Source organism: Pseudomonas sp. GW822-FHT04C11, from assembly GCF_058800905.1.
This window is the reverse complement of the sequence record NZ_JBXAMS010000009.1, coordinates 169,506-193,892: the sequence shown is the minus strand read 5'-3', so window position 1 is coordinate 193,892 and position 24,387 is coordinate 169,506. Positions and strand designations below refer to the sequence as shown.

Annotated in this window: 23 protein-coding genes; 11 read left to right on the top strand and 12 right to left on the bottom strand. The window is 59.4% G+C overall.

Annotation, left to right across the window (positions count from 1 at the left end; translation table 11 throughout):
- Window positions 1–16: 16 nt before the first annotated feature.
- From AC1RJ3_RS17130 to sdhC, 4 genes are read right to left on the bottom strand one after another with little or no spacing between them, the layout of a single operon-like run.
- A complete protein-coding gene (locus AC1RJ3_RS17130; RefSeq protein WP_054593424.1) occupies window positions 17–721 on the bottom strand; it encodes a succinate dehydrogenase iron-sulfur subunit in 705 nt (234 codons plus the stop codon).
- A gap of 11 nt (window positions 722–732) precedes the next feature.
- Window positions 733–2,508: a succinate dehydrogenase flavoprotein subunit gene (gene sdhA / locus AC1RJ3_RS17125; RefSeq protein ID WP_054593425.1), complete on the bottom strand. Its 1,776-nt coding sequence runs from the start codon at window positions 2,506–2,508 to the stop codon at window positions 733–735.
- Window positions 2,509–2,511: 3 nt separating this feature from the next.
- On the bottom strand, window positions 2,512–2,880 hold the full coding sequence (sdhD, locus tag AC1RJ3_RS17120; RefSeq protein WP_019692323.1) for a succinate dehydrogenase, hydrophobic membrane anchor protein: 369 nt from the start codon (window positions 2,878–2,880) through the stop codon (window positions 2,512–2,514).
- Window positions 2,874–3,248, bottom strand: coding sequence for a succinate dehydrogenase, cytochrome b556 subunit (sdhC, locus tag AC1RJ3_RS17115; RefSeq protein WP_081013689.1), 375 nt, complete (start codon window positions 3,246–3,248; stop codon window positions 2,874–2,876). The genes sdhD and sdhC overlap by 7 nt, the downstream gene beginning before the upstream one ends.
- A 363-nt stretch (window positions 3,249–3,611) precedes the next feature.
- Between sdhC and gltA the strand changes: the two genes are divergently transcribed.
- Entirely contained in the window at window positions 3,612–4,901 is a 1,290-nt protein-coding gene (gltA, locus tag AC1RJ3_RS17110; RefSeq protein ID WP_019692325.1) for a citrate synthase, read from the top strand.
- A gap of 298 nt (window positions 4,902–5,199) precedes the next feature.
- Here gltA and AC1RJ3_RS17105 read toward each other — a convergent pair whose 3' ends face one another.
- The 3 genes from AC1RJ3_RS17105 to AC1RJ3_RS17095 form a co-directional block, all read right to left on the bottom strand.
- The gene (locus tag AC1RJ3_RS17105; RefSeq protein WP_054593427.1) at window positions 5,200–6,858 is read right to left on the bottom strand and encodes a cation acetate symporter; all 1,659 of its coding nucleotides are present in this window, start codon (window positions 6,856–6,858) and stop codon (window positions 5,200–5,202) included.
- The gene (locus AC1RJ3_RS17100; RefSeq protein WP_054593428.1) at window positions 6,855–7,166 is read right to left on the bottom strand and encodes a DUF485 domain-containing protein; all 312 of its coding nucleotides are present in this window, start codon (window positions 7,164–7,166) and stop codon (window positions 6,855–6,857) included. Before AC1RJ3_RS17100 ends, AC1RJ3_RS17105 begins: the two co-directional genes overlap by 4 nt.
- A 283-nt stretch (window positions 7,167–7,449) precedes the next feature.
- Window positions 7,450–8,301, bottom strand: a complete 852-nt coding sequence (locus AC1RJ3_RS17095) for a glycine betaine ABC transporter substrate-binding protein (protein WP_347927638.1) — start codon at window positions 8,299–8,301, stop codon at window positions 7,450–7,452.
- A 288-nt stretch (window positions 8,302–8,589) separates the two neighbouring features.
- Between AC1RJ3_RS17095 and AC1RJ3_RS17090 the strand changes: the two genes are divergently transcribed.
- The gene (locus AC1RJ3_RS17090; RefSeq protein WP_493079565.1) at window positions 8,590–10,185 is read left to right on the top strand and encodes a glycoside hydrolase family 17 protein; all 1,596 of its coding nucleotides are present in this window, start codon (window positions 8,590–8,592) and stop codon (window positions 10,183–10,185) included.
- Window positions 10,186–10,325: 140 nt separating this feature from the next.
- On the opposite strand, the gene AC1RJ3_RS17085 is transcribed toward AC1RJ3_RS17090, so the two are convergent.
- Together AC1RJ3_RS17085 and AC1RJ3_RS17080 are read right to left on the bottom strand one after the other, a co-directional pair.
- Window positions 10,326–10,697, bottom strand: a complete 372-nt coding sequence (locus AC1RJ3_RS17085) for a hypothetical protein (RefSeq protein ID WP_347927642.1) — start codon at window positions 10,695–10,697, stop codon at window positions 10,326–10,328.
- A gap of 33 nt (window positions 10,698–10,730) precedes the next feature.
- Entirely contained in the window at window positions 10,731–10,922 is a 192-nt protein-coding gene (locus AC1RJ3_RS17080) for a hypothetical protein (protein WP_146016098.1), read from the bottom strand.
- On the opposite strand from AC1RJ3_RS17080, the gene AC1RJ3_RS17075 reads away from it, so the two are divergent.
- Window positions 10,921–12,219 carry an alpha/beta fold hydrolase family protein gene (locus AC1RJ3_RS17075; RefSeq protein ID WP_054593432.1) on the top strand — a complete coding sequence of 433 codons (1,299 nt, stop codon included), beginning with the start codon at window positions 10,921–10,923 and terminating at the stop codon, window positions 12,217–12,219. The genes AC1RJ3_RS17080 and AC1RJ3_RS17075 overlap by 2 nt on opposite strands.
- Window positions 12,212–13,003: an MlaA family lipoprotein gene (locus AC1RJ3_RS17070; RefSeq protein WP_054593433.1), complete on the top strand. Its 792-nt coding sequence runs from the start codon at window positions 12,212–12,214 to the stop codon at window positions 13,001–13,003. Before AC1RJ3_RS17075 ends, AC1RJ3_RS17070 begins: the two co-directional genes overlap by 8 nt.
- A gap of 99 nt (window positions 13,004–13,102) precedes the next feature.
- Here the strand turns inward: AC1RJ3_RS17070 and AC1RJ3_RS17065 are convergent, their stop codons facing one another.
- Window positions 13,103–14,017, bottom strand: coding sequence for a DUF808 domain-containing protein (locus tag AC1RJ3_RS17065; protein ID WP_347927645.1), 915 nt, complete (start codon window positions 14,015–14,017; stop codon window positions 13,103–13,105).
- A 132-nt stretch (window positions 14,018–14,149) separates the two neighbouring features.
- Here AC1RJ3_RS17065 and AC1RJ3_RS17060 point away from each other — a divergent pair, with 132 nt between their 5' ends.
- Complete coding sequence (locus tag AC1RJ3_RS17060; protein WP_054593435.1) at window positions 14,150–14,755, top strand: TetR/AcrR family transcriptional regulator; 606 nt, start codon at window positions 14,150–14,152, stop codon at window positions 14,753–14,755.
- Between the two features lie 72 nt (window positions 14,756–14,827).
- On the opposite strand, the gene AC1RJ3_RS17055 is transcribed toward AC1RJ3_RS17060, so the two are convergent.
- Both AC1RJ3_RS17055 and AC1RJ3_RS17050 read right to left on the bottom strand, forming a co-directional pair.
- Window positions 14,828–15,895 carry an alpha/beta hydrolase gene (locus AC1RJ3_RS17055; protein ID WP_493079564.1) on the bottom strand — a complete coding sequence of 356 codons (1,068 nt, stop codon included), beginning with the start codon at window positions 15,893–15,895 and terminating at the stop codon, window positions 14,828–14,830.
- 103 nt (window positions 15,896–15,998) lie between these two features.
- Window positions 15,999–16,439, bottom strand: coding sequence for a GlcG/HbpS family heme-binding protein (locus tag AC1RJ3_RS17050; RefSeq protein ID WP_054593437.1), 441 nt, complete (start codon window positions 16,437–16,439; stop codon window positions 15,999–16,001).
- A 267-nt stretch (window positions 16,440–16,706) separates the two neighbouring features.
- Here AC1RJ3_RS17050 and gcl point away from each other — a divergent pair, with 267 nt between their 5' ends.
- The 6 genes from gcl to AC1RJ3_RS17020 all read left to right on the top strand — a co-directional run bounded on the left by gcl (window position 16,707) and on the right by AC1RJ3_RS17020 (window position 24,374).
- A complete protein-coding gene (gene gcl, locus AC1RJ3_RS17045) occupies window positions 16,707–18,482 on the top strand; it encodes a glyoxylate carboligase (protein ID WP_493079563.1) in 1,776 nt (591 codons plus the stop codon).
- Between the two features lie 145 nt (window positions 18,483–18,627).
- Window positions 18,628–19,410 (top strand): hydroxypyruvate isomerase, encoded by a 783-nt coding sequence (gene hyi, locus AC1RJ3_RS17040; RefSeq protein ID WP_054593439.1) that lies wholly within the window; start codon window positions 18,628–18,630, stop codon window positions 19,408–19,410.
- A 108-nt stretch (window positions 19,411–19,518) separates the two neighbouring features.
- A complete protein-coding gene (locus AC1RJ3_RS17035; protein WP_103315860.1) occupies window positions 19,519–20,409 on the top strand; it encodes a 2-hydroxy-3-oxopropionate reductase in 891 nt (296 codons plus the stop codon).
- Between the two features lie 171 nt (window positions 20,410–20,580).
- Window positions 20,581–21,861, top strand: a complete 1,281-nt coding sequence (locus AC1RJ3_RS17030; protein WP_493079562.1) for a glycerate kinase type-2 family protein — start codon at window positions 20,581–20,583, stop codon at window positions 21,859–21,861.
- Complete coding sequence (gene pyk / locus AC1RJ3_RS17025; RefSeq protein WP_103315858.1) at window positions 21,851–23,266, top strand: pyruvate kinase; 1,416 nt, start codon at window positions 21,851–21,853, stop codon at window positions 23,264–23,266. Before AC1RJ3_RS17030 ends, pyk begins: the two co-directional genes overlap by 11 nt.
- 187 nt (window positions 23,267–23,453) lie before the next feature.
- Window positions 23,454–24,374, top strand: coding sequence for an urea transporter (locus tag AC1RJ3_RS17020; protein ID WP_493079561.1), 921 nt, complete (start codon window positions 23,454–23,456; stop codon window positions 24,372–24,374).
- The last annotated feature ends 13 nt before the right edge of the window (window positions 24,375–24,387 follow it).

The following is a 24,387-nucleotide window of genomic DNA, read 5'->3' as shown; positions in this document are numbered from 1 at the left end:
GGGTACAACAGCTGAATCACACGCCGCTTTGCAGCAGCATGTTACGTATGTGACCGATGGCCTTAGTCGGGTTCAGGCCTTTCGGACATACGTTGACGCAGTTCATGATCCCGCGGCAGCGGAATACGCTGAACGGGTCATCCAGCGAAGCCAGACGCTCGGAAGTCTTGGTGTCACGGCTGTCTGCCAGGAAGCGGTAGGCTTGCAGCAGAGCAGCTGGACCCAGGAACTTGTCCGGGTTCCACCAGAAGGACGGGCAAGAGGTCGAGCAGCAAGCGCACAGGATGCACTCGTACAGACCGTCGAGCTTTTCACGCTCTTCAGGAGTCTGCAGACGCTCGATGGCCGGAGCCGGCGTGTCGTTCTGCAGGAAAGGCTTAACCTTTTCGTATTGCTTGTAGAAGATGCTCATATCGACGACCAGGTCACGGATAACCGGCAAACCTGGCAGAGGACGAACGATCAACTTGTTACCTTTGACGACGGCAGACAGCGGCGTGACGCAGGCCAGACCGTTTTTGCCGTTGATGTTCATGCCGTCGGAACCGCAAACACCTTCACGGCAAGAGCGACGATAGGAGAAACCCTCGTCCTGCTCTTTGATCAGGGCCAGCACGTCCAGCACCATCAGGTCTTTACCACCGGTGTCGACCTTGAATTCCTGCATGAACGGCGCGGCGTCCTGATCAGGGTTGTAGCGATAAACACTGACTTGCAACATGGCGGCCACCCTTAATAAGTCCGAATCTTAGGTTCAAAAGTCGGAACAGTCTTCGGCGAGAAGTTCACGGCACGCTTGGTAACGCGCTTGTCACCCGGGAAGTACAGGGTGTGGCACAGCCAGTTTTCGTCGTCGCGATCTTCGTAGTCTTCACGGGCGTGAGCGCCGCGGGACTCTTTGCGGATCTCTGCAGCAATGGCAGTAGCTTCGGCCACTTCCAGCAGGTTTTGCAGTTCCAGCGCTTCGATACGAGCAGTGTTGAACGCCTGGCTCTTATCGTTGATCTTGACGTTGGCGATACGGCCACGCAGATCAGCCAGCTGAGCAATACCCTTCTGCATGTATTCGCCGGTACGGAATACACCGAAGTAGTTCTGCATGCAGCTTTGCAGCTCTTTACGCAGGGTAGCGACGTCTTCGCCTTCGGTACGCGAGTTCAGGCCATCGAGACGCGCCAGGGCTGCGTCGATGTCGGACTGGCGAGGGCGAGCGTAGTCGACGCCTTCTTTCAGGGTCTGCTCCAGGAACAGGCCGGCCGCACGGCCGAATACCACCAGGTCGAGCAGCGAGTTGCCGCCCAGACGGTTGGCACCGTGAACCGATACGCACGCCACTTCGCCTACCGCGAACAGGCCAGGAATGATCTGGTCCTTGCCGTCGGCGTCCTGAGTGATTGCCTGGCCATGAATGTTGGTGGCAACGCCGCCCATCATATAGTGGCAGGTTGGAACAACCGGGATCGGCGCTACGGCTGGATCGACGTGAGCGAAGGTCTTGGACAGTTCCATGATGCCTGGCAGACGGCTGTGCAGAACTTCTTCACCGAGGTGATCGAGTTTCAGCATCACGTGGTCGCCATCCGGACCGCAACCGTTGCCGGCGATGATTTCTTTAACCATCGAGCGAGCAACCACGTCACGACCGGCAAGGTCTTTGGCGTTCGGAGCATAACGCTCCATGAAACGCTCGCCGTGCTTGTTGATCAGATAACCGCCTTCACCGCGGCAACCTTCGGTAACCAGTACACCGGCGCCGGCGATGCCGGTCGGGTGGAACTGCCACATTTCGATGTCTTGTACCGGCACGCCAGCACGCAGAGCCATGCCGACGCCGTCACCGGTGTTGATCAGGGCGTTGGTGGTGGACGAGTAGATACGACCTGCACCGCCAGTCGCCAGAACGGTGGCGTTAGCGCGGACGTAGGAGGTTTCGCCGGTTTCGATGCAGATGACGATCATGCCGACAAAGGCACCGTCTTCGTTCTTCACCAGGTCGACGCCGTAGTATTCGTTGAGAAATACGGTGCCGGCCTTCAGGTTGGCCTGGTACAGGGTGTGCAGCAGAGCGTGACCGGTACGGTCGGCAGCAGCGCAGGTACGGGCAGCCTGGCCACCTTTACCGAAGTCTTTCGACTGACCGCCGAACGGACGCTGATAGATGCGACCCTGTTCGGTACGGGAGAACGGCAAGCCCATGTGCTCGAGCTCGAAGACCGCTTCCGGGCCTACGGAACACATGTATTCGATAGCGTCCTGGTCACCGATGTAGTCGGAACCCTTGACGGTATCGTACATGTGCCAGCGCCAGTCATCGTTCGGATCAGCGGAGGCGATGGCGCAGGTGATGCCACCCTGTGCGGATACGGTGTGCGAACGAGTCGGGAAAACCTTGGTAACTACGGCAGTCTTGTGACCACCTTGTGCCAGCTGCAGCGCAGCGCGCATGCCGGCACCGCCGCCGCCAATGATGATGGCGTCGAACGAAAGCGTATTTACTGAGTTAGACATGAATCAGATACCCCAGAGAATCTGCACACCCCAGACGAAGTAAGCGAACATTGCAACGCCGCATACTGCCTGGAAAAGGAAACGTACTGCAGTCGCGGACTTGCCCAGCGCCATCGGCGTCAGGTAGTCGGTCGCGATGGTCCACATGCCGACCCAGGCGTGAGCGCCAAGGGCAACCAGGGCCAACAGACTGAAGATGCGCATCCAGTTGTTTGCGAACAGCAAGTGCCATTGGGCGTAGCCAAGGCCAGGGTGCGCAACAAGGTATCCGATCAGAAAAATGAAATAAGCCGCGAGAACGACCGCAGACACACGCTGTGCCATCCAGTCATAGAGGCCCGAACGCGATAGGTTCGTAACGCTGGTTACCATATCCAAACTCCCGCCAGAACGATCAACACCACGGAAATGGCGATGATAATTTTCGAGCCCAGTTTGCCGCCTTCCAGCGTCTCACCGATGCCCATGTCCATGATCAGATGGCGTACACCGGCCACCATGTGATACAGCAAGGCGGACAGCAGGCCCCATGCTACGAACTTGGCCAGCGGACTGGTCAAGCATGCCTTCACCTCGGCAAAACCTTCCTCGGAACCCAGGGATTTGCTCAATGCATACAGCATGATGCCAAGGCCCAGGAAGAGGATGATGCCGGAAACACGGTGAAGAAACGACGTAACGCCGGTGATGGGGAGTTTGATGGTCCTTAGGTCTAGGTTTACAGGTCGTTGGCTTTTCACGGCTTTTTTTTCACACTGAAGAGCCCCTAACAATCAGGGCAAAGTTGTTGGGGAGTGCACTGGTCAGGTAACCACCACCCAGGGATGCGACCCCCAATAAAGCAGGCCCAAAAGCCCCTGGCGGTCGGTGGCCGAGTATAGACAGTTAGGCTACTAATGACAACGCGTTCACCTTCCCCTAATAGCTCATTGCGCAAGCGGGATAAAAGGCGTAAACGGCAGGTAATTTCGAGGAAAAAGTCCGGTTAAAGCCTTCTGGAGCAAGACTTTAGGCAAATTGACATTCGAATTTATCTCACTATAGTGGTGCGGGCCCTGCGTGGGGGGTCTGTCTGATGATTTCAAGCATAAATAGGAGGCCACATGGCTGACAAAAAAGCGCAGTTGATCATCGAGGGCGCAGCCCCCGTCGAGCTGCCCATTTTAACCGGCACCGTTGGTCCCGATGTAATCGACGTTCGGGGCCTGACGGCCACGGGCCGTTTCACTTTTGACCCGGGTTTCATGTCGACCGCCTCTTGCGAATCGAAGATTACCTATATCGACGGCGACAACGGCATTTTGTTGCACCGCGGCTACCCGATCGAGCAACTCGCCGAGAAGTCGGACTATCTGGAAACCTGCTACCTGCTGCTCAACGGCGAATTGCCGACTGCAGAACAGAAGGCCCAGTTCGTCAGCACCGTCAAGAACCACACCATGGTTCATGAGCAACTGAAGACCTTCTTCAACGGCTTCCGTCGCGACGCCCACCCGATGGCCGTCATGTGCGGTGTAGTCGGCGCCCTTTCGGCGTTCTACCACGACTCCCTGGACATCAATAACCCGCAGCATCGCGAAATCTCCGCGATCCGCCTGGTTGCCAAGATGCCAACCCTCGCAGCGATGGTTTACAAGTACTCCATGGGTCAACCCATGATGTACCCGCGCAACGACCTGTCGTATGCGGAAAACTTCCTGCACATGATGTTCAACACCCCGTGCGAGATCAAACCGATCAGCCCGGTACTCGCCAAGGCCATGGACCGGATCTTCATCCTCCACGCCGACCACGAGCAGAACGCATCGACCTCCACCGTACGCCTGGCCGGCTCGTCGGGTGCCAACCCGTTCGCCTGTATCGCTGCCGGTATCGCTGCACTTTGGGGCCCGGCTCACGGCGGCGCCAACGAAGCCGTGCTGACCATGCTCGACGAAATTGGCGATGTCTCGAACATCGACAAGTTCATCGCCAAGGCCAAGGACAAGAACGATCCGTTCAAACTGATGGGCTTCGGTCACCGGGTTTACAAAAACCGCGACCCACGCGCTACCGTCATGAAAAAGACCTGCGACGAAGTGCTCAAGGAACTGGGTATCCAGAACGATCCGCAACTCGAACTGGCCATGCGCCTGGAAGAGATCGCCCTGACCGACCCGTACTTCATCGAACGCTCGCTGTACCCGAACGTCGACTTCTACTCGGGGATCATCCTCAAGGCGATCGGCATTCCAACCAGTATGTTCACCGTGATCTTCGCCCTGGCGCGGACCGTTGGCTGGATCTCCCACTGGAAAGAAATGCTCTCCAGCCCGTACAAGATTGGCCGCCCGCGCCAGCTGTACACCGGCTACGAGTCGCGCGACATCACCCGGCTTGAAGACCGCAAGTAAGACCTGTCTTGCGATAACGTCTTAGCTGCACCGAAAACGGCCTCTGCCTCTGATAAAAGAGCAGAGGCCGTTTTTGTTTACCCCGGATCACCCCACCACCCCCTGTAAACCCGCCATACACGATGCCCCCCGAAGAACCGACGCGCCTGATTTGCGACTGCTGCGCAGCCGAACGCAGCCTCGCAGGCTCGGCAGCTGCTACGGAGAGCGTACTTCTCATAAAAAATGCCCCGATCTCTCGACCGGGGCATTTCTGTTTAACGCTGCTTATATAGAGACGCTTATACAACCCTGTACGTTAGTGCGACACCGCCCCGCTCGCCCCCAATCCGGTCTGCGAACGGACGAATTGCGGGAAGAACAGCGCCCGCTCATTGTCAGCCGCTGCGGACTTGTCGGTGATCGAGAAGAACCAGATACCGACAAAGGCAATGGCCATCGAGAACAGCGCCGGGTACTCATACGGGAAGATCGCCTTCTCGTGCCCCATGATCTGCACCCAAATGGTCGGGCCCAGCACCATCAGGCCCACCGCACTGACCAGCCCCATCCAGCCGCCGACCATCGCACCGCGCGTAGTCAGTTTCTTCCAGTACATGGAAAGCAGCAGTACCGGGAAGTTGCAGCTGGCAGCGATCGAGAATGCCAGGCCCACCATGAACGCGATGTTCTGACTTTCGAACAGGATGCCCAGAACAATCGCCAACACGCCCAAGGCGATGGTGGTGATCTTCGAAACCCGGATCTCATCCTTCTCGTTGGCCTTGCCCTTCTTGATCACACTGGCGTACAGGTCGTGAGACACCGCCGTGGCCCCGGCCAGGGTCAGTCCGGCAACCACCGCCAGAATGGTGGCGAAGGCTACTGCCGAGATGAAGCCGAGGAAGATACTGCCGCCCACCGCATTGGCCAGGTGCACCGCCGCCATGTTGTTGCCGCCCAACAGCGCGCCCGTAGCGTCCTTGAAGGCCGGATTGGTGCTGACCAGCAGGATTGCGCCGAAGCCGATGATGAACGTCAGGATGTAGAAGTAACCGATGAAGCCGGTGGCATACAGCACGCTTTTGCGCGCTTCTTTAGCGTCACTCACGGTGAAGAAGCGCATCAGGATGTGCGGCAGGCCAGCGGTACCGAACATCAATGCCAGGCCAAGGGAGAATGCCGAGATAGGGTCTTTCACCAGACCGCCCGGACTCATGATCGCTTCACCTTTAGGGTGAACCTTGATCGCCTCGGAGAACAGCGTATTGAAGTCGAAGTGAACGTGCTTCATCACCATCAGCGCCATGAACGACGCACCGGACAACAACAGCACAGCCTTGATGATCTGCACCCAAGTGGTCGCCAGCATGCCGCCGAACAACACATAGAGGCACATCAGGATCCCCACCAGAATCACCGCAACATGGTAATCCAGGCCAAACAGCAGCTGGATCAGCTTGCCGGCACCGACCATTTGCGCGATCAGGTAGAACGCCACCACCACCAGCGAACCGCAGGCGGACAAGGTGCGAATCTGGGTTTGCCCGAGGCGGTAGGACGCCACGTCGGCAAAGGTGTACTTACCCAGGTTACGCAGACGCTCGGCGATCAAAAACAGAATGATCGGCCAGCCCACCAGGAAGCCGATCGAGTAGATCAGGCCATCGTAGCCCGAGGCAAACACCAGTGCGGAAATCCCCAGGAAGGACGCCGCCGACATGTAGTCACCGGCAATCGCCAGGCCGTTCTGCAAACCGGTGATCCTGCCACCCGCCGCGTAGTAGTCAGCCGCCGACTTATTGCGCTTGGAGGCCCAGTAGGTGATACACAGTGTTGCACCGACGAACACCACGAACATCAGGATCGCCGAGACGTTGAGCGGTTGTTTATGCACTTCGCCAGTAAGCGCTTCGGCCGCCCAAACGGCCGGTGCGAAGGCTGCAATGCCTAAAGCTGCCAATAGACGCCGGATCATTGCTGAGCCTCCTTGAGAATCGCATTGTTCAGGTCGTCGAATTCGCCATTGGCGCGTCGTACGTAGATGGCCGTCAGGACGAAGGCCGACACAATCAGCCCTACACCAATCGGTATGCCCCAGGTAATCGATGACTCAGGGCTGATCTTCGCCCCCAGTAGATGCGGCCCGTAAGCAATCAGAAGAATGAATCCTGCGTACAGCCCAAGCATGATCGCCGAGAGAATCCAGGCGAACCGCTCTCGTTTGCGAACCAGCTCCTTGAAGCGCGGGCTGTTTTGAATCGAGAGGTAAATGCTGTCGTTCATTGTTTTTATCCTCGCAGCACAGATTTTAGTTGGAACGTATCCACTCTATGCGGCTGCAGAACAGGTTCCAGACGACCTTAGTATTAGAACGACATGACCATTTCGCCAATTATCAGTCGATAAAAAGCGCCCCTCCCCAACAAAAATACAAAAGCCACCTACATCACTGTAGGAGCACGGCTTGCCGGCGATGACGTCCTTAAGACCGCATCGCGAGCAAGCTCGGCTCCTACTGTGATATCAGGTGGCCCTGGAACGTGCTGACCAGACGCGTCAGATCAAATTACTTGGTCCACTCGGCGACGCGCGCCGGGTGTTTGGCCACCCAGTCCTTGGCTGCCACTTCAGGCTTGGCACCATCCTGGATCGCCAGCATGACTTCGCCGATTTCGTCTTTCGACGCCCACTGGAAGTTCTTCAGGAACTTCGCAACTTCCGGCGCTTTGGTTGCCAGTTCTTTGCTACCGATGCTGTTTACGGTTTCAGCTGCGCCATAAACGCCTTTTGGGTCTTCCAGGAAGCGCAGTTTCCACTTGGCGAACATCCAGTGCGGCACCCAACCGGTGACCGCGATGGATTCGTTTTTCTTCTCGGCACGGGTCAGCTCGGCAATCATGCCGGCACCGGAACTGGCCTTGAGGGTGTAGTTGCTCAGACCGTAATCCTTGATCGCCTGATCGGTCTTGAGCATCACGCCTGAACCGGCGTCAATGCCGACGATACGACCTTTGAAGCTCTCGTCGGTTTTAAGATCCTCAATGGTCTTGGCCTTGACGTACTCCGGCACGATCAGACCGATTTTCGCATCCTTGAAGTTCGGGCCGTAATCGACGACCTGATCCTTGTTCTTCGCCCAGTATTCGCCATGAGTTACTGGCAGCCAGGCCGACAGCATTGCATCGAGTTTACCGGTGGCTACACCCTGCCACATGATCCCGGTGGCCACGGCTTGCAGTTTCACGTCGTAGCCGAGCTTTTGCTTGATCACTTCTGCAGCCACGTTGGTGGTGGCGACGCTGTCCGACCAACCATCGACATAACCGATCGTCACTGCCTTGCTTTCGGCGCTGGCCATAGTAGAACTGATCGCCAGCACCAAAGCCGCACCTGCGCCCAAGAGTAGTCGCATCTTCATCGTTACTTCCCCGAAAGTGCTGCGCCCGACGGATGCCGAGCAGCGTCAATGTATTGTTATGGTGCCCAGCGCCCCCATCACGCCTCACCGCAAACCCGTTCGAACATCAGCGGAGTACTGACGAGTCGATAATCAACCTCGCGCCTGCGGCGACCTGCTCTGCCTGCGACCTCAAGGCATCGAGAAACGACATCAGAACGCCAGTAATCGCGCCCTGCAAAAATGCCCCTGCGAATCCCGCCTGAACTTTGCATGTCAAAACCATGCAGGTCACCAAGCACGGGACAAATGCAGGTAAGATGCGCGGCTTTGTTCCCAGACGGCCTGACCATGCCCGCCACCTCGCGCTTCCCCTTTTTCGCTTATCTATTTGCCTGCCTGCTTGGCCTGTTTGCCCTTGGTGGTTACTGGTACGGGCTCGGTCAACCGGTGCTGCTGCCGGACGTGGCCAGCGCCACGCACAAATTGCAGTGCGCCTCGTACACACCATTCGACAAGGACCAATCGCCATTCGATCAGCCGTTCAAACTGCGCCCTGAACGCATGGACGCCGACCTCGCGTTGCTGGCAACCCGCTTCGAGTGCATTCGCACCTATTCGATGACCGGTCTCGAAGCGCTGCCGGACCTGGCGCGCAAGCATGGCCTGAAGCTGATGATCGGCGCCTGGGTCAACAGCAACCCGGTGGACACTGCCAAGGAAGTCGAACTGCTGATCGCCGAGGCCAACGCCAACCCGGACGTGGTCAGCTCAGTGATCGTAGGCAACGAAACCCTGCTGCGCAAGGAAGTCACCGGCGCGCAATTGGCCAAGCTGATCAACCACGTCAAGAGCCACGTCAAACAGCCAGTGACCTACGCCGACGTCTGGGAGTTCTGGCTCAAGCATCCTGAAGTCGCCCCGGCGGTGGACTTCCTGACCATCCACTTGCTGCCGTACTGGGAAGATGATCCGTCCAACATCGACGCCGCCCTGCAGCACGTTGCCGAGGTTCGGCAGATCTTCGGCAGCCGCTTCGCGCCCAAGGACGTGCTGATTGGCGAAACCGGCTGGCCGAGTGAAGGTCGCCAACGGGAAACCGCCGTACCGAGCCGCGTCAATGAAGCCAAGTTCATTCGTGGTTTTGTGGCGATGGCCGAGCAGCAAGGCTGGCACTACAACCTGATCGAAGCCTTTGACCAACCGTGGAAACGCGCCAGTGAAGGAGCGGTCGGCGGTTACTGGGGGCTGTTCGACGCAAACCGCCAGGACAAGGGCGTACTGGCAGGCCCCGTCACCAACCTGCCGTTCTGGCCGCAATGGCTGGCCGTCGGCAGCCTGATCTTCCTCGGTACGCTGATGCTTGGCGGCCGCGTACGCAGTACTCGCGCAGCGTTGGTGTTGCCACTGCTCGGTGCGGTCGCTGCATGCTCCATTGGCACCTGGGGTGAGCTGGCTCGCGCTACCAGCCGCTTTGCCGATGAGTGGATCTGGGCTGCGTTACTGACCGGCCTGAACTTTTTGGTGCTGGCTCATGCGGCGTTGTTCCTCAGCGCCAGAACCGGTTGGCGTGAACGCGCCTTCAATGCACTGGAACGTCGCGCTGGCTGGCTGCTCGCTGCCGCCGGATTCGCTGGCGCGGTGATGATGCTGGGGCTGGTGTTCGAACCGCGCTATCGCAGCTTCCCGAGCGCCGCCCTGCTGCTGCCAGCGCTGGTCTATCTGATTCGCCCGGTCAGCGCACCGCGCCGGGAAATTGCACTGCTGACTTTCATCATCGGCGCCAGCATCGCCCCGCAGCTGTACCGCGAAGGCCTGTTCAACCAGCAAGCCTGGGGCTGGGCGCTGGTTTGCCTGCTGATGATTGCCGCGCTGTGGCGCAGCTTGCGGGTTCGCAATACCTGATAAATCGCATTGATTATCGGCGGTCCTTTGTGGCGAGGGGGCTTGCCCCCGCTGGACTACGGAGTAGTCCCGAGTCCAGCCGGTTCACCACGAGCTTTTTACGGCTGCTTCGCAGCCGAACGGGGCGGTGCGGCGTTCCGTCAAGCCCCCTCGCCACACGCCCGCACCAACCGCAACCCTGCGATCACCACGGCAAATACCGCAATGCCGGTGTTGTACAGCGCCAATGCCGGAAATCCGAACACCAGCGCCAACACCGCCAGCCACCAGCCAGCCCGGCCCGGCACCACAAAGCCCAGCACCGCTGCCGCCAATGCAGCCCCGCCCATCACCTTGAAGTGAATCATCAAGCCGAGGGTCGAGCGCGCCTGGCATTCCCAACGGCTTGCCTCATCAACACAGAGACCCACCCACTGGGCATCCTCCATCAGGACATAACGCAGGCCATAACTGGCAGCCAGCCACAGCGGCAAGGCGATAAGCAAAATAATGACGGGCAGACGGCGAGACATGAAGCACTCCGATAAACGAAAACGGCGCCCAGCTTAATCGCCCGCCAGCCGTAAGCAAGCGAGACCCGTAGAAATCTGTTCAGACAATCGCTGCAAAGTGTATCGTTCAGCCGCTATTGATCCGAATTCAGCCTCTTTGGTGCCGCCGCATGGCACTTTGGCGCAGCAGCGGTGGTCATAGCCTGCGAACATCATCAGGTACCTTCCTCTAAGGGAATTAGTCATGCTCCGTTCCTTGCGCTTTGCTGCCTTGATAAGCGGCGTTATTTTGAGTGCGTCCGCACTGGCGGCAGACATCGACGCCGTCAGTTATGGCTACCCCTTGACCAACCCGTTCGAGGCGACCATCGCCACGACCCCGCCGGAGTTGCGTCCCGAGTTGCCGTCCGATGACGCGATCCATCAATCCGACTACACCCTGAAGCTGCGCCCGGAACGCGAGTTCGACCTGCCGGACAATTTCTGGCCAGTGAAAAAGCTCACCTATCGCATGGCCACACAGGATCACGCCGCACCGCTGATTTTCCTGATTGCCGGCACCGGCGCGCGCTTTGACAGCAGCATTAACGAATACCTGAAAAAGCTCTACTACAAGGCCGGTTATCACGTCGTGCAACTGTCCTCACCGACCAGTTTCGACTTCATGAGCGCCGCTTCCCGCTTTGCCACCCCGGGCGTGTCCAAGGAAGACGCCGAGGACATGTACCGCGTGATGCAAGCGGTGCGTGCACAAAACCCAAAGCTGCCGATCACCGACTACTACCTCACCGGCTACAGCCTGGGTGGACTGGATGCGGCGTTTGTCAGCAAGCTGGATGAAACCCGACGCAGCTTCAACTTCAAGAAAGTCTTGCTGCTCAATCCTCCAGTCAACCTCTACACCTCTGTCACCAACCTCGACAAGCTTGTACAAACCGAGGTCAAGGGCATCAACAACAGCACCACGTTCTATGAACTGATGCTCAACAAGCTGACGCGCTACTTCCAGCAAAAAGGCTACATCGACCTCAACGACGCGCTGGTCTACGACTTCCAGCAATCGAAACAGCACCTGAGCAACGAACAGATGGCCATGCTGATCGGCACCTCGTTCCGTTTTTCGGCCGCCGACATCACCTTCACCTCGGACCTGATCAACCGACGCGGCCTGATCACCCCGCCCAAGTTTCCGATCACCGAAGGCACCAGCCTCACGCCATTCCTCAAGCGTGCACTGCAATGTGATTTCAACTGCTACCTCACCGAGCAGGTGATCCCGATGTGGCGCGCCCGGACCGACGGCGGCAGCATCTTGCAGTTGATTGACCAGGTCAGCCTCTACGCACTCAAGGACTACCTGCACGACAGCCCGAAAATTGCCGTGATGCACAATGCCGACGATGTAATCCTCGGCCCGGGCGACCTCGGTTTCTTGCGTAAAACCTTCGGCGATCGCCTGACGGTTTACCCTCACGGCGGCCATTGCGGCAACCTCAACTACCGCGTCAACGCCGACGCCATGCTGGAGTTCTTCCGTGGCTAAACACCTCCTTCTGCTTGCTGCACTGCTTGGCGCAGTCGGCTATGCCCATGCCGACAACAGCAAGGCCAACTCCACGACTGTGGTTGATCAGGACGGCTTCACCGAGCCGATGACCAAACTCAAGTTCAACCCGGGACTGGACCAGCGTGAGTTCGAACGCTCGACCCTGAATGCGCTGAGTGTCTATGACCCGCTGGAGTCGTGGAACCGTCGGGTCTACCACTTCAACTACCGCTTCGACCAATGGGTGTTCCTGCCGGTAGTCGACGGTTATCGCTACGTTACCCCAAGCTTCCTGCGCACTGGCGTCAGCAACTTTTTCAACAACCTGGGTGACGTACCCAATCTGGTGAACAGCCTGCTGCAGTTCAAGGGCCAGCGCTCACTGGACATCACCGGGCGATTGCTGCTCAACACGACCCTCGGCATCGGCGGCCTGTGGGACCCGGCCACCGCCATGGGCCTGCCGCGCCAGGTCGAAGACTTCGGCCAGACGCTGGGCTTCTACGGGGTTCCGGGCGGCGCTTACTTCGTACTGCCAATCCTCGGTCCCTCGAACCTGCGTGATACCGCAGGCCTTGCGGTCGACTATACGGCGGAGTCGGCCATCAACTACCTGAACGTCTCGAAAGTCAGCGCAAACCACCCGGAAATCTGGGTCCTGCGCAGCATCGACAAGCGCTATCAGACCAACTTCCGCTACGGCCAGCTGAACTCGCCGTTCGAGTACGAGAAAGTGCGTTACGTGTACACCGAAGCACGCAAGCTGCAGATTGCCGAGTAAGGCATTCAGCGGGTAACAAAAAAGGCCATTCGATATGAATCGAATGGCCTTTTTTATTTAGCTTTGCATACATCGCAAAGATCGCAGCCTGCGATCTTTTCAGCCTTTTACAGCCCGCCAAACTTTGCTGACGGCCATCACACCCGCCAACACCACCGCACCGGCAATAATCCCCGCCACTGCGTTGAGCAACGTCGGCACGATAAACCCGGCACCGCCCGCCACCGCGCCGGCACTTTCGATCCAGTGATGCACCACCGGCACACCGTGGGTCAGGATCCCGCCGCCGACCAAAAACATCGCCGCGGTGCCGATCACCGAGAGGCTTTTCATCATGTACGGCGCGGTGCGCAGGATCGCGCCACCGATGCTTTTGGCCAATTGCCCAGGCTTGCGGGTCAGCCACAGGCCAAGGTCGTCGAGCTTGACGATACCCGCCACCAGACCATAGACGCCGATGGTCATGACGATAGCGATGCCTGAAACCACGATCACTTGCTGCATCAGCGTTGCACCGGCGACGGTGCCGAGGGTGATGGCGATGATTTCAGCCGAAAGGATAAAGTCGGTGCGCACCGCGCCTTTGATCTTGTCCTGCTCGTATGCCACCAGATCTGTCGCCGGATCAGCGACGGCTTCAACCAACTGCGCATGTTCCGCCTGATCTTCAGCCTTGCTGTGCAAAAACGAGTGAGCAAGCTTTTCGAAGCCTTCGAAACACAAGTAGGCCCCACCGACCATCAACAAGGGCGTGACCAGCCAAGGAACGAATGCACTGATGGCCAACGCCGACGGCACCAGGATCAGCTTGTTGCGAAACGAGCCCTTGGCCACGGCCCAGACCACCGGAATTTCCCGCTCGGCGCGGACACCGGATACCTGCTGGGCGTTGAGCGCCAAGTCGTCGCCGAGCACGCCGGCGGTTTTCTTCGCGGCCATCTTGGTCATCAGCGCGACATCGTCGAGTACGGCGGCGATATCGTCGATCAACACCAGCAAACTGCTTCCTGCCATGGGTCAGGCTTCCTTGGTATATAAATGTTGCGCAGCATAGCGTGCCGCGGTGCCCAAGTGCATTCTTGAGCGCTGCGCAAGGCCGGTGCTACCATGCGCAACCGCCAGTATCGGCAAGGAATCACCTGGTTTATGAGCACTATCCGCGAGCGCAATAAAGAACTGATCCTGCGTGCCGCCAGTGAAGAGTTTGCCGACAAAGGCTTCGCTGCGACCAAAACCAGTGACATCGCGGCCAAGGCGGGGTTACCCAAGCCCAACGTCTATTACTACTTCAAATCCAAGGAAAACCTCTACCGCGAGGTCCTGGAAAGCATCATCGAGCCGATTCTCCAGGCCTCGACGCCGTTCAACGCGGATGGCGTGCCGAGCGAAGTGCTCAGCGGCTACATTCGCTCGAAGATTCGCATCTCCCGCGACCTGCCGTTCGCATCCAAGGTGTTTGCCAGCGAGATCATGCACGGTGCGCCGCACCTGAGCGCCGACCTGGTCGAACAGCTCAACGCCCAGGCCAAGCACAACATCGACTGCATCCAGACCTGGATCGATCGCGGCCAGATCGCCCCGATCGAGCCCAACCACCTGATGTTCAGCATCTGGGCCGCGACCCAGACCTACGCCGACTTCGACTGGCAGATCTCCGCCGTCACCGGCAAGGCCAAACTGGATGAAAGCGACTACGAAGCCGCGGCGCAAACCATCATTCGGTTGGTGCTCAAGGGCTGCGAGCCGGACTGATTAAGAGATCGCAGCCTTCGGCGACTCCAACGCGTTCGGCAAGGAGCTGGCGAAGCCTGCGATCTGTTGGTCTCAGGCTTCAGTGCCCATCATCCAACGCAACGCCAGCGGTAGTGATGTTCTCCAGTCCTCCGGGAAGAAGTGTCCCCCGTCATGGGTGGTGGACTTGACCTCGTTTCCTTCACTAAACAGTTTGCGGAAATCGGCACTCATCTGCTGATTACCCGGCCCTTCCATTTTCCCGTTGATTACGTAAACCTTTTTCCCGCGAGCCTTGCTCACCGTAGGCGTCGGCTGATTACCACCGGGTGACAACAGCAACGCTCCGGCATAATCCTCAGGATGCTGTGCCAACAGCGCGCCGGCATGCTGAGAGCCCTGAGAGAACCCCATCAAATAAACACGCTTGCGGTCGATGCATTGTTGCGCGGCCAGTTCTTTCAGGCCGTTCTGTACCGCTTTATGTGTTCCCTCGAAACCTGGACCGATCCAGCGAAAGCTGTCGACAGCGTTGATCATTTCCGTGCCGTTGATCCCCAACACAATTGCCCCGGTGTCGGCGAGCGGCTGATAACTCTCATCCACCTCACCGTTGACGCCGTAACCATGCAGCCATACCAACACGGGACGACAAGCCGCCGGAACGGGGATAGTTGCAGGAGGATTCAACACTGAAATCGCGCCGACCTTGCCTTTGGCGATCTTTGCGTAACGCTGCTGAGCATTGGCCAACACGCTCTTGAAGGTCGACGTCTGACGTAGATCGGCAAAGTCTTCGTCACCCGCCAGCTGCGGACCGAACCACAGGCCTCGGTCATCGGCCACCTTCAAAAAGCGCTCCGCCAGCTTGTCATCCCCGCGTCGGGCAAATAGCGCCGCCACTTGATAAGGCGCCAGTATTTGCTTGTGGTCTTCACGGGTGGCAGCCAGGTAAACGGCGATAGCCTGCAGGGTATCCGTGGATTCGAGTTTATCGGCTCTAACCATTAATTCGTCAGCGTCTTCGCTGTTGAGCAACGCGCTGACAACCGGGCTTAGCGCCTGAAAAGCAATCTCATCGGCATCCAGAGTTTCGGCGTGCGCAGAAGAAATGCCTAGAGCCAGAATCGCAGACAGGGTAATACCAAAAAGCGTTTTCACGCGGGATCTTCCTTGATACAGAACGAGAGGGGGCGACAGTCTATAGACGTCCCCCTCTCTCGTCACCGCTATCCTTTAACAGACGATATCGGCTTACTCCAGGTCAAGCACTGACACCCGCATCCGCCCGCAACCCCTGTTCCTCGATGGCGTTGATCGCGCATTGCTCGTCGATGTCCGAAGTGTCGCCGCTGATGCCGATGGCCCCCAGCACAACCCCGTCCTGATCACGAATCAGCACCCCGCCCGGTGCGGGTACGACGCTGCCCTGCCCCAGGCTGTTCAACGCGGCGATAAACGCCGGGCGCTGTTGCGCGTCCAGTGCCAATAGCCGCGAGCCTTTACCCAGCGCGATCGCGCCCCAGGCTTTGCCGATGGCGATCTGTGGACGAAGCAGGCTCGCGCCGTCTTCGCGTTGCAGGCTCAACAAATGCCCGCCCGCATCGAGTACTGCAATGGTCAGCGGTGCCGCGGCGATCTTGCGCCCCGCAACGATAGCCCGATTGGTCAGGCTGACTGCGACTTTCAAGGTTAAAGCGCTCATGGGTGCCGTCCTTATCTTGTTATGGGAAAGCCCTTTGGGTTCTGTTTGTTGAGAAGCCCGACACAACAAATAGAACACAATGAATTATTTTTTTGTATACAATAATTCTCGAAATACGGCTCATGCGACGAAACGCCACAGTATTTCGGCCCTCCGACGAATGAAACAGCCGCTTGAGAAAATGGATTGACCTGCGCCGTCCGCCGTGAATACACTCTGCGCAAAGCCACTTGTATACAATTACAAAACGTAAAGAGGCACAAAACCATGAGCAAAATGAGAGCAATCGAAGCCGCCGTTCTGGTGATGCGCCGTGAAGGGGTTGATACCGCTTTTGGCATTCCGGGCGCTGCAATCAACCCGCTGTACTCCGCCCTGCAAAAGGTCGGCGGCATCGATCACGTCCTCGCTCGCCACGTTGAAGGCGCCTCGCACATGGCCGAGGGTTACACCCGCACCAAGGCCGGCAACATCGGCGTGTGCATCGGCACTTCCGGCCCAGCCGGTACCGACATGGTCACCGGGCTCTACAGCGCCTCGGCCGACTCGATCCCGATTCTTTGCATCACCGGCCAGGCACCCCGCGCCCGTATGCACAAGGAAGACTTCCAGGCCGTCGACATCACCAGCATCGTCAAGCCGGTGACCAAGTGGGCGACCACCGTTCTGGAGCCGGGCCAGGTGCCTTACGCGTTCCAGAAAGCCTTCGATGAAATGCGCTCCGGCCGTCCGGGCCCGGTACTGATCGACCTGCCGTTCGACGTGCAGATGGCCGAAATCGAATTCGACATCGACACCTACGAACCACTGCCATTGGCCAAGCCCGCGGCAACCCGCAAGCAAGTCGAGAAAGCCCTGGCCATGCTCGATCAGGCTGAACGTCCATTGCTGGTAGCCGGCGGCGGCATCATCAACGCCGATGCCAGCGACCTGTTGGTGGAATTCGCCGAGCTGACCGGTATTCCGGTGATCCCGACCCTGATGGGTTGGGGCACGATCCCGGACGATCACCCGCTGATGGTCGGCATGGTTGGCCTGCAGACTTCGCACCGCTACGGCAACGCGACGATGCTCAAATCCGACGTGGTGCTGGGCGTGGGTAACCGTTGGGCCAACCGTCATACCGGTTCGGTCGAGGTGTACACCGAAGGCCGAAAATTCATTCACGTCGACATCGAGCCGACCCAGATCGGCCGCGTATTCACCCCGGACCAGGGCATCGTTTCCGACGCCGGCCTGGCGCTGAAAATGTTCATCGAAGTCGCCCGCGAGTGGAAAGCCGCCGGCAAACTGAAGGATCGCAGCGCCTGGTTGCAAGACTGCCAGCAGCGCAAGGCCAGCCTGCACCGCAAGACTCACTTCGACAACGTGCCGGTCAAACCGCAGCGCGTGTACGAAGAGATGAACCAGGTGTTCGGCAAAGACACCTGCTACGTCAGCACCATCGGTCTGTCGCAGATTGCCGGCGCGCAGTTCCTGCACGTCTACAAACCGCGTCACTGGATCAACTGCGGTCAGGCCGGCCCTCTGGGCTGGACCATTCCGGCAGCGCTGGGCGTGGTCAAGGCCGATCCGAGCCGTAAGGTCGTGGCACTCTCGGGCGACTATGACTTCCAGTTCATGATCGAAGAACTGGCGGTGGGCGCGCAGTTCAAACTGCCGTACATCCACGTTGTGGTGAACAACTCGTACCTGGGTCTGATCCGTCAGGCGCAGCGCGGTTTCGACATGGACTACTGTGTGCAATTGTCCTTCGACAATCTCAACGCACCGGAGCTCAATGGTTACGGGGTGGACCACGTAGCGGTTGCCGAAGGTTTGGGTTGCAAGGCGTTGCGCGTGTTCGAGCCGGCGGGCATCGCCCCTGCCCTGCGCAAGGCCGAGGAGCTGATCGAGGAGTTCAAGGTTCCGGTGATCGTCGAGATCATCCTGGAGCGCGTGACCAACATTTCCATGGGCACCGAGATCAACGCCGTCAACGAATTCGAGGATCTGGCGCTGGTCGGCAGCGACGCACCGACAGCGATTTCGTTGCTGGATTAAGAATGACTTGTCACCTGTAGCAGCTGCCGAGGCACGAGGCTGCGTTGCGTGTCCGCAGGACCGCCGTCGGGGGCCGCTTCGCAGCCCAACGCAGCCTCGTGCCTCGGCAGCTGCTACAGGCACATATTTTTTACAGGAGACCACCATGCCGCGTTTCGCAGCCAACCTGTCCATGCTGTTTACCGAGCAGGATTTTCTTGCCCGCTTTGAAGCGGCCGCCAAAGCCGGCTTCAGTGGTGTCGAATACCTGTTCCCTTACGATTTCAGCTCCGCCGACATCAAGGCTCAACTGGATGCCAACGGTCTGACCCAAGTGCTGTTCAACCTGCCGGCCGGTGACTGGGCCAAGGGTGAGCGCGGGATCGCCTGCCATCCGGATCGCGTGGAAGAGTTCCGCGCCGGCGTCGATCTGGCGATCGCTTATGCACAGGTTCTGGGCAACACCCAAGTCAACTGCCTGGCCGGTATCCGCCCACAAGGCGTCGACGACGCCACCGTGGAAAAGACCTTTGTCGCCAACCTCAAATATGCCGCCGACAAGCTGCAAGCGGTGGGCATCAAACTGGTGATGGAAGCGATCAATACCCGCGACATCCCGGGCTTCTACCTGAACAACACCGCCCAGGCGCTGTCGATTCGCGAACAAGTGGGCAGCGCCAACCTGTTCCTGCAATACGACATCTACCACATGCAAATCATGGAGGGCGACCTGGCCCGCACCATGGCGACGCACCTGGAAGAGATCAACCACATTCAACTGGCCGACAACCCGGGCCGCAACGAGCCGGGCACCGGTGAAATCAACTACCGCTTCCTGTTCGAACACCTGGACCGCATCGGCTACCAGGGCTGGATCGGCTGTGAATACAAGCCGCTGACCACCACTGAAGCGGGTCTTGGCTGGTTGAAAACCCATAACGCAATCTGATCGAAGACCGCGTCATCGTTCATCGCGGGCAAGCCTTGCTCCTACAGGAGTCAGGTTTACCTGTAGGTGGAGTTGCGAACAGAGCTATAAAAACAAGAGGATTTTCTCATGGCTAAAATCGGATTTATCGGCACCGGCATCATGGGCCACCCAATGGCGTTGAACCTGCAGAAAGCCGGTCACAGCCTGTTCCTGTCGGCGCACCACGACGCTGCTCCGGCTGACCTGGTTGCCGCTGGCGCGGTCGCCCTGGCGAGCCCGAAAGAAGTCGCTCAGGAAGCCGAATTCATCATCATCATGGTGCCGGATACCCCACAGGTCGATGATGTGCTGTTCCGTGCCGATGGCGTCGCCGCCGGTGTCGGCAAAGGCAAAGTGGTCATCGACATGAGCTCGATCTCGCCGACCGCGACCAAAGCCTTCGCGGCGAAGATCAACGAGAAAGGCGCGCAATACCTTGACGCTCCGGTGTCCGGTGGTGAAGTCGGTGCCAAGGCTGCGACCCTGAGCATCATGGTCGGTGGCGACAGCGATGCGTTCGAACGCGCGCTGCCGCTGTTCCAGAGCATGGGCAAGAACATCACCCTGGTCGGCGGCAATGGCGACGGTCAAACCGCCAAAGTGGCGAACCAGATCATCGTGGCGCTGAACATCCAGGCCGTGGCCGAAGCCTTGCTGTTCGCCTCCAAGAACGGTGCCGATCCTGCCAAGGTCCGTGAAGCGCTGATGGGCGGTTTCGCCTCCTCGAAGATCCTTGAAGTACATGGAGAGCGCATGATCAAAGGCACCTTCGATCCAGGCTTCCGCATCAGCCTGCATCAGAAGGACCTCAACCTGGCGTTGGCCGGTGCGCGCGAATTGGGCATCAACCTGCCCAACACCGCGGGCACCCAGCAAGTGTTCAGCACCTGCGCGGCCCTCGGTGGTAGCAACTGGGACCACTCGGCGCTGATCAAAGGTCTGGAACACATGGCGAACTTCTCGATTCGCGATAAGTAAGCCCTGCTACAGAGGGTTAGCTTGACCCTCTGTAGGAGCAAGGCTTGCCCGCGATCGAATCGCCTCGGTGCAGCTGAAACACCGTGGTGTCTGGATCGCGGGCAAGCCTTGCTCCTACAGGGGCTATGCAAGTCTCGATATCCCCAATAACAAGAATTCCGGGAGCCCGCCATGTCGGTCGATCCGCAACAATTCCTGCGCGAGCTGTTTGCCACAGCCATCGACGCGGCCCATCCGCAGCAGGTCCTCGAAGCCCATTTACCGAAAGATCGCAGCGGTCGGGTGATCGTCATTGGTGCCGGCAAAGCCGCCGCGGCCATGGCCCAGGTGGTCGAGCGCTGCTGGCAGGGTGAAGTGTCTGGCCTGGTGGTCACCCGCTACGGTCACGGCGCCCCTTGCGAAAAAATCGAAGTGGTCGAAGCCGCCCACCCAGTGCCTGATGCGGCCGGTCTGGCGGTAGCCAAACGGGTGCTGGAACTGGTCAGTAACCTGAGCGCAGACGACCGGGTGATCTTCCTGCTCTCGGGCGGCGGTTCGGCCCTGCTCGCCCTGCCCGCAGCCGGTATCACTCTGGCCGACAAACAGGCAATCAACAAAGCCCTGCTCAAATCCGGCGCGACCATCGGCGAGATGAACTGCGTGCGCAAGCACCTCTCGGCAATCAAGGGCGGCCGCCTCGGTAAAGCCTGCTGGCCAGCGACGGTTTATACCTACGCGATTTCCGATGTCCCGGGCGACCTCGCCACGGTGATTGCTTCCGGCCCGACCGTGGCCGATCCGAGCACCTCGGCTGAAGCCCTGGCGATCCTCAAGCGCTACGCTATCGAGGTTCCGGCGTCGGTACGCAGCTGGTTGCAAAGCCCCGAATCGGAGACGGTAAAACCTGGCGACCCGAGCCTCACTCGTAGCCATTTCCAGCTGATCGCCCGACCACAGCAATCCCTGGAAGCGGCAGCGGTGAAAGCGCGCCAGGCCGGTTTCAGCCCGTTGATCCTCGGCGATCTGGAAGGCGAATCCCGCGAAGTGGCGAAAGTCCACGCAGGCATCGCCCGCCAGGTGGTGCTGCACGCTCAGCCGTTGGCGGCGCCCTGCGTGATTCTCTCGGGCGGCGAAACCACCGTCACCGTGCGCGGCAATGGTCGAGGCGGACGCAACGCCGAGTTCCTGCTGAGCCTGACCGATAGCCTCAAAGGCCTGCCCGGCGTCTACGCGCTGGCCGGTGATACCGATGGCATCGACGGCTCCGAGGACAACGCCGGCGCAATCATGACCCCGGACAGCTACGCCCGCGCCACGGCTCTCGGTTTGAGCGCCAGCGACGAATTGGACAACAACAATGGCTATGGCTATTTCGCTGCGCTCGACGGGCTGATCGTCACCGAACCGACGCGCACCAACGTCAACGACTTCCGCGCCATCCTGATCCTCGAGAGCCCTGAACATGACGCCTGATAAAAAAGTCAAAATCCTCGCCACCCTTGGCCCGGCCACTGACGGGATAGATGACATCCGCGAGCTGGTGCAAGCCGGGGTGAATATCTTTCGCCTGAACTTCAGCCACGGCGATCACGCCGACCACGCCCAGCGCTACCAGTGGATCCGCGAAGTCGAGCGCCAACTCAATTACCCGCTGGGCATTCTGATGGACCTGCAAGGCCCGAAGCTGCGGGTCGGCCAGTTTGCCGAGGGCAAGGTGCAACTGGTGCGCGGTCAGGCCCTGCGCCTGGACCTCGACGCCACGCCGGGTGACGAGCGGCGGGTCAACCTGCCGCACCCGGAAATCATCGCCGCGCTGGAACCCGGCATGGACCTGTTGCTGGACGACGGCAAACTGCGTTTGCGGGTGGTGACCAAGTACGCCGATGCCATCGACACCACGGTGCTCAATGGCGGCGAGTTGTCGGACCGCAAAGGCGTCAACGTGCCGCAAGCGGTGCTCGACCTCAGTCCGCTGACCGCCAAGGATCGTCGCGACCTGAGTTTTGGCCTGGAGCTGGGTGTCGATTGGGTCGCGCTGTCATTTGTGCAGCGCCCTGAAGACATTCGTGAAGCCCGCGCACTGATCGGCAACAAAGCCTTTTTGATGGCGAAAATCGAAAAACCGTCGGCCGTTGAACAACTGCGCGAAATCGCCGAGCTGAGCGACGCGATCATGGTTGCCCGTGGCGACCTCGGTGTGGAAGTGCCGGCCGAGAGCGTGCCGCAGATCCAGAAAGACATCATCAGCACCTGCCGCCAGCTCGGCAAACCGGTGGTGGTGGCGACCCAGATGCTTGAGTCGATGCGCTTCTCCCCGGCGCCGACACGGGCCGAGGTAACCGACGTCGCCAACGCGGTAGCTGAAGGGGCTGACGCGGTGATGCTCTCGGCGGAAACCGCTTCTGGCGATTACCCGCTCGAAGCGGTGCAGATGATGAGCAAGATCATCCGTCAGGTCGAAAGCGGTCCGGATTACCAGGCGCAACTGGATGTCAGCCGGCCAAAAGCCGAAGCCACGACTTCGGACGCCATCAGCTGTGCGATCCGCCGGATCAGCAACATCCTTCCAGTAGCGGTGCTGGTGAACTACAGCGAGTCCGGCAGTTCGAGTTTGCGTGCGGCGCGGGAGCGGCCAGCGGTGCCGATCCTCAACCTGACGCCGAACCTGCAAACCGCGCGGCGCTTGAGCGTGGCGTGGGGCGTGCACTCGGTGGTCAACGATCGTTTGCGGCAGGTCGACGAGGTGTGCTCCACCGCCCTGGAAATCGCCCAGGCGCAAGGCATGGCCAAGCGTGGTGATACGTTGTTGATCACTGCGGGTGTGCCTTTCGGTCAGCCAGGATCAACGAACTCGTTGCGTATAGAGACGTTGATTTAGCGAACAGCTTTTGTGGCGAGGGAGCTAGCTCCCGCTCGACTGCACAGCAGTCGTGATACGTAATCCCGATTCCTCCTATAAAAAACGGGATACGTTTTGGGGCCGCTCCGCGCCCCAGCGGGAGCAAGCTCCCTCGCCACGGGCTTGATGCAACTCCTTGGTGCTTCCTCTGCCCTTAGACCCCAACATGCCTGCCAACCACTTCAACACCCACTGCCCCGACTGGGCCACTGCCCTGCTCAACGGTTTCAGTCAGATTTTCCTCCAGCGCCATCCGCTGTGCGGCCTGCTGTGCCTGTTGGCCATCCTGTTTAGCGCTCCGACGTTGCTCGGCGGCGCCCTGTTGGGGGGCGTGGCCGGCTTGCTCACTGCGCAACGTCGCGGCTACGCCAAGGCTGATCGCCAAGCCGGACTCTTCAGCTACAACGGCGTCTTACTCGGCCTCTTGCTGAGCCTGCAGTTCAGTTGGTCGGCCATGCTGCCGCCACTGATCCTCGCCAGCGGTGGACTGAGTGCGATCGTCACCCAGCAATGGCTCAAGCGCGCACGCGACCAGCATTTTCTACCCGCCTACACCGCACCTTTCGTGGGACTGGGCTGGATACTGCTGAGCGTTGCCGCCCCGGCCCATTCGGCACCTACACCACTGCCGGAACTCGACGCCCTGAGCCTGCTCGGCGCCGAGTTCAGAGGCCTGGGCCAAGTCATCTTCCTCGACCATCCTTTGGCAGGCGTGCTGATCGTCGTCGGGCTGCTGCTTGCCAACCGCCGTGCCGCGCTCTGGGCACTGCTGGGTTCCGCCGCGGGTCTGCTCTGCGCCGTGTGGCTGAACCAAACGCCCGACGCATTGCTCGGCCTGTATGGCTACAACCCGGCGCTGGCCGCCCTCGCCTTCAGCCAGCAACGCCGCCAACCCTGGCTGCCCCTGCTGGGTATTGCACTGGCGATCCTCCTCACACCGGCGTTTGCTGCCGTGGGGTTGGCGACCTTGACCGCGCCGTTCATTCTCGCCTGCTGGTTGCTGCGCTCGGGTATTCGCCTGCTGCGCCACGCAACTACAGACAGTGCGCCTTGCCAAACCTCGGAGAATCAACCTAGGCTGCGCTGATTTATGGCCAAGG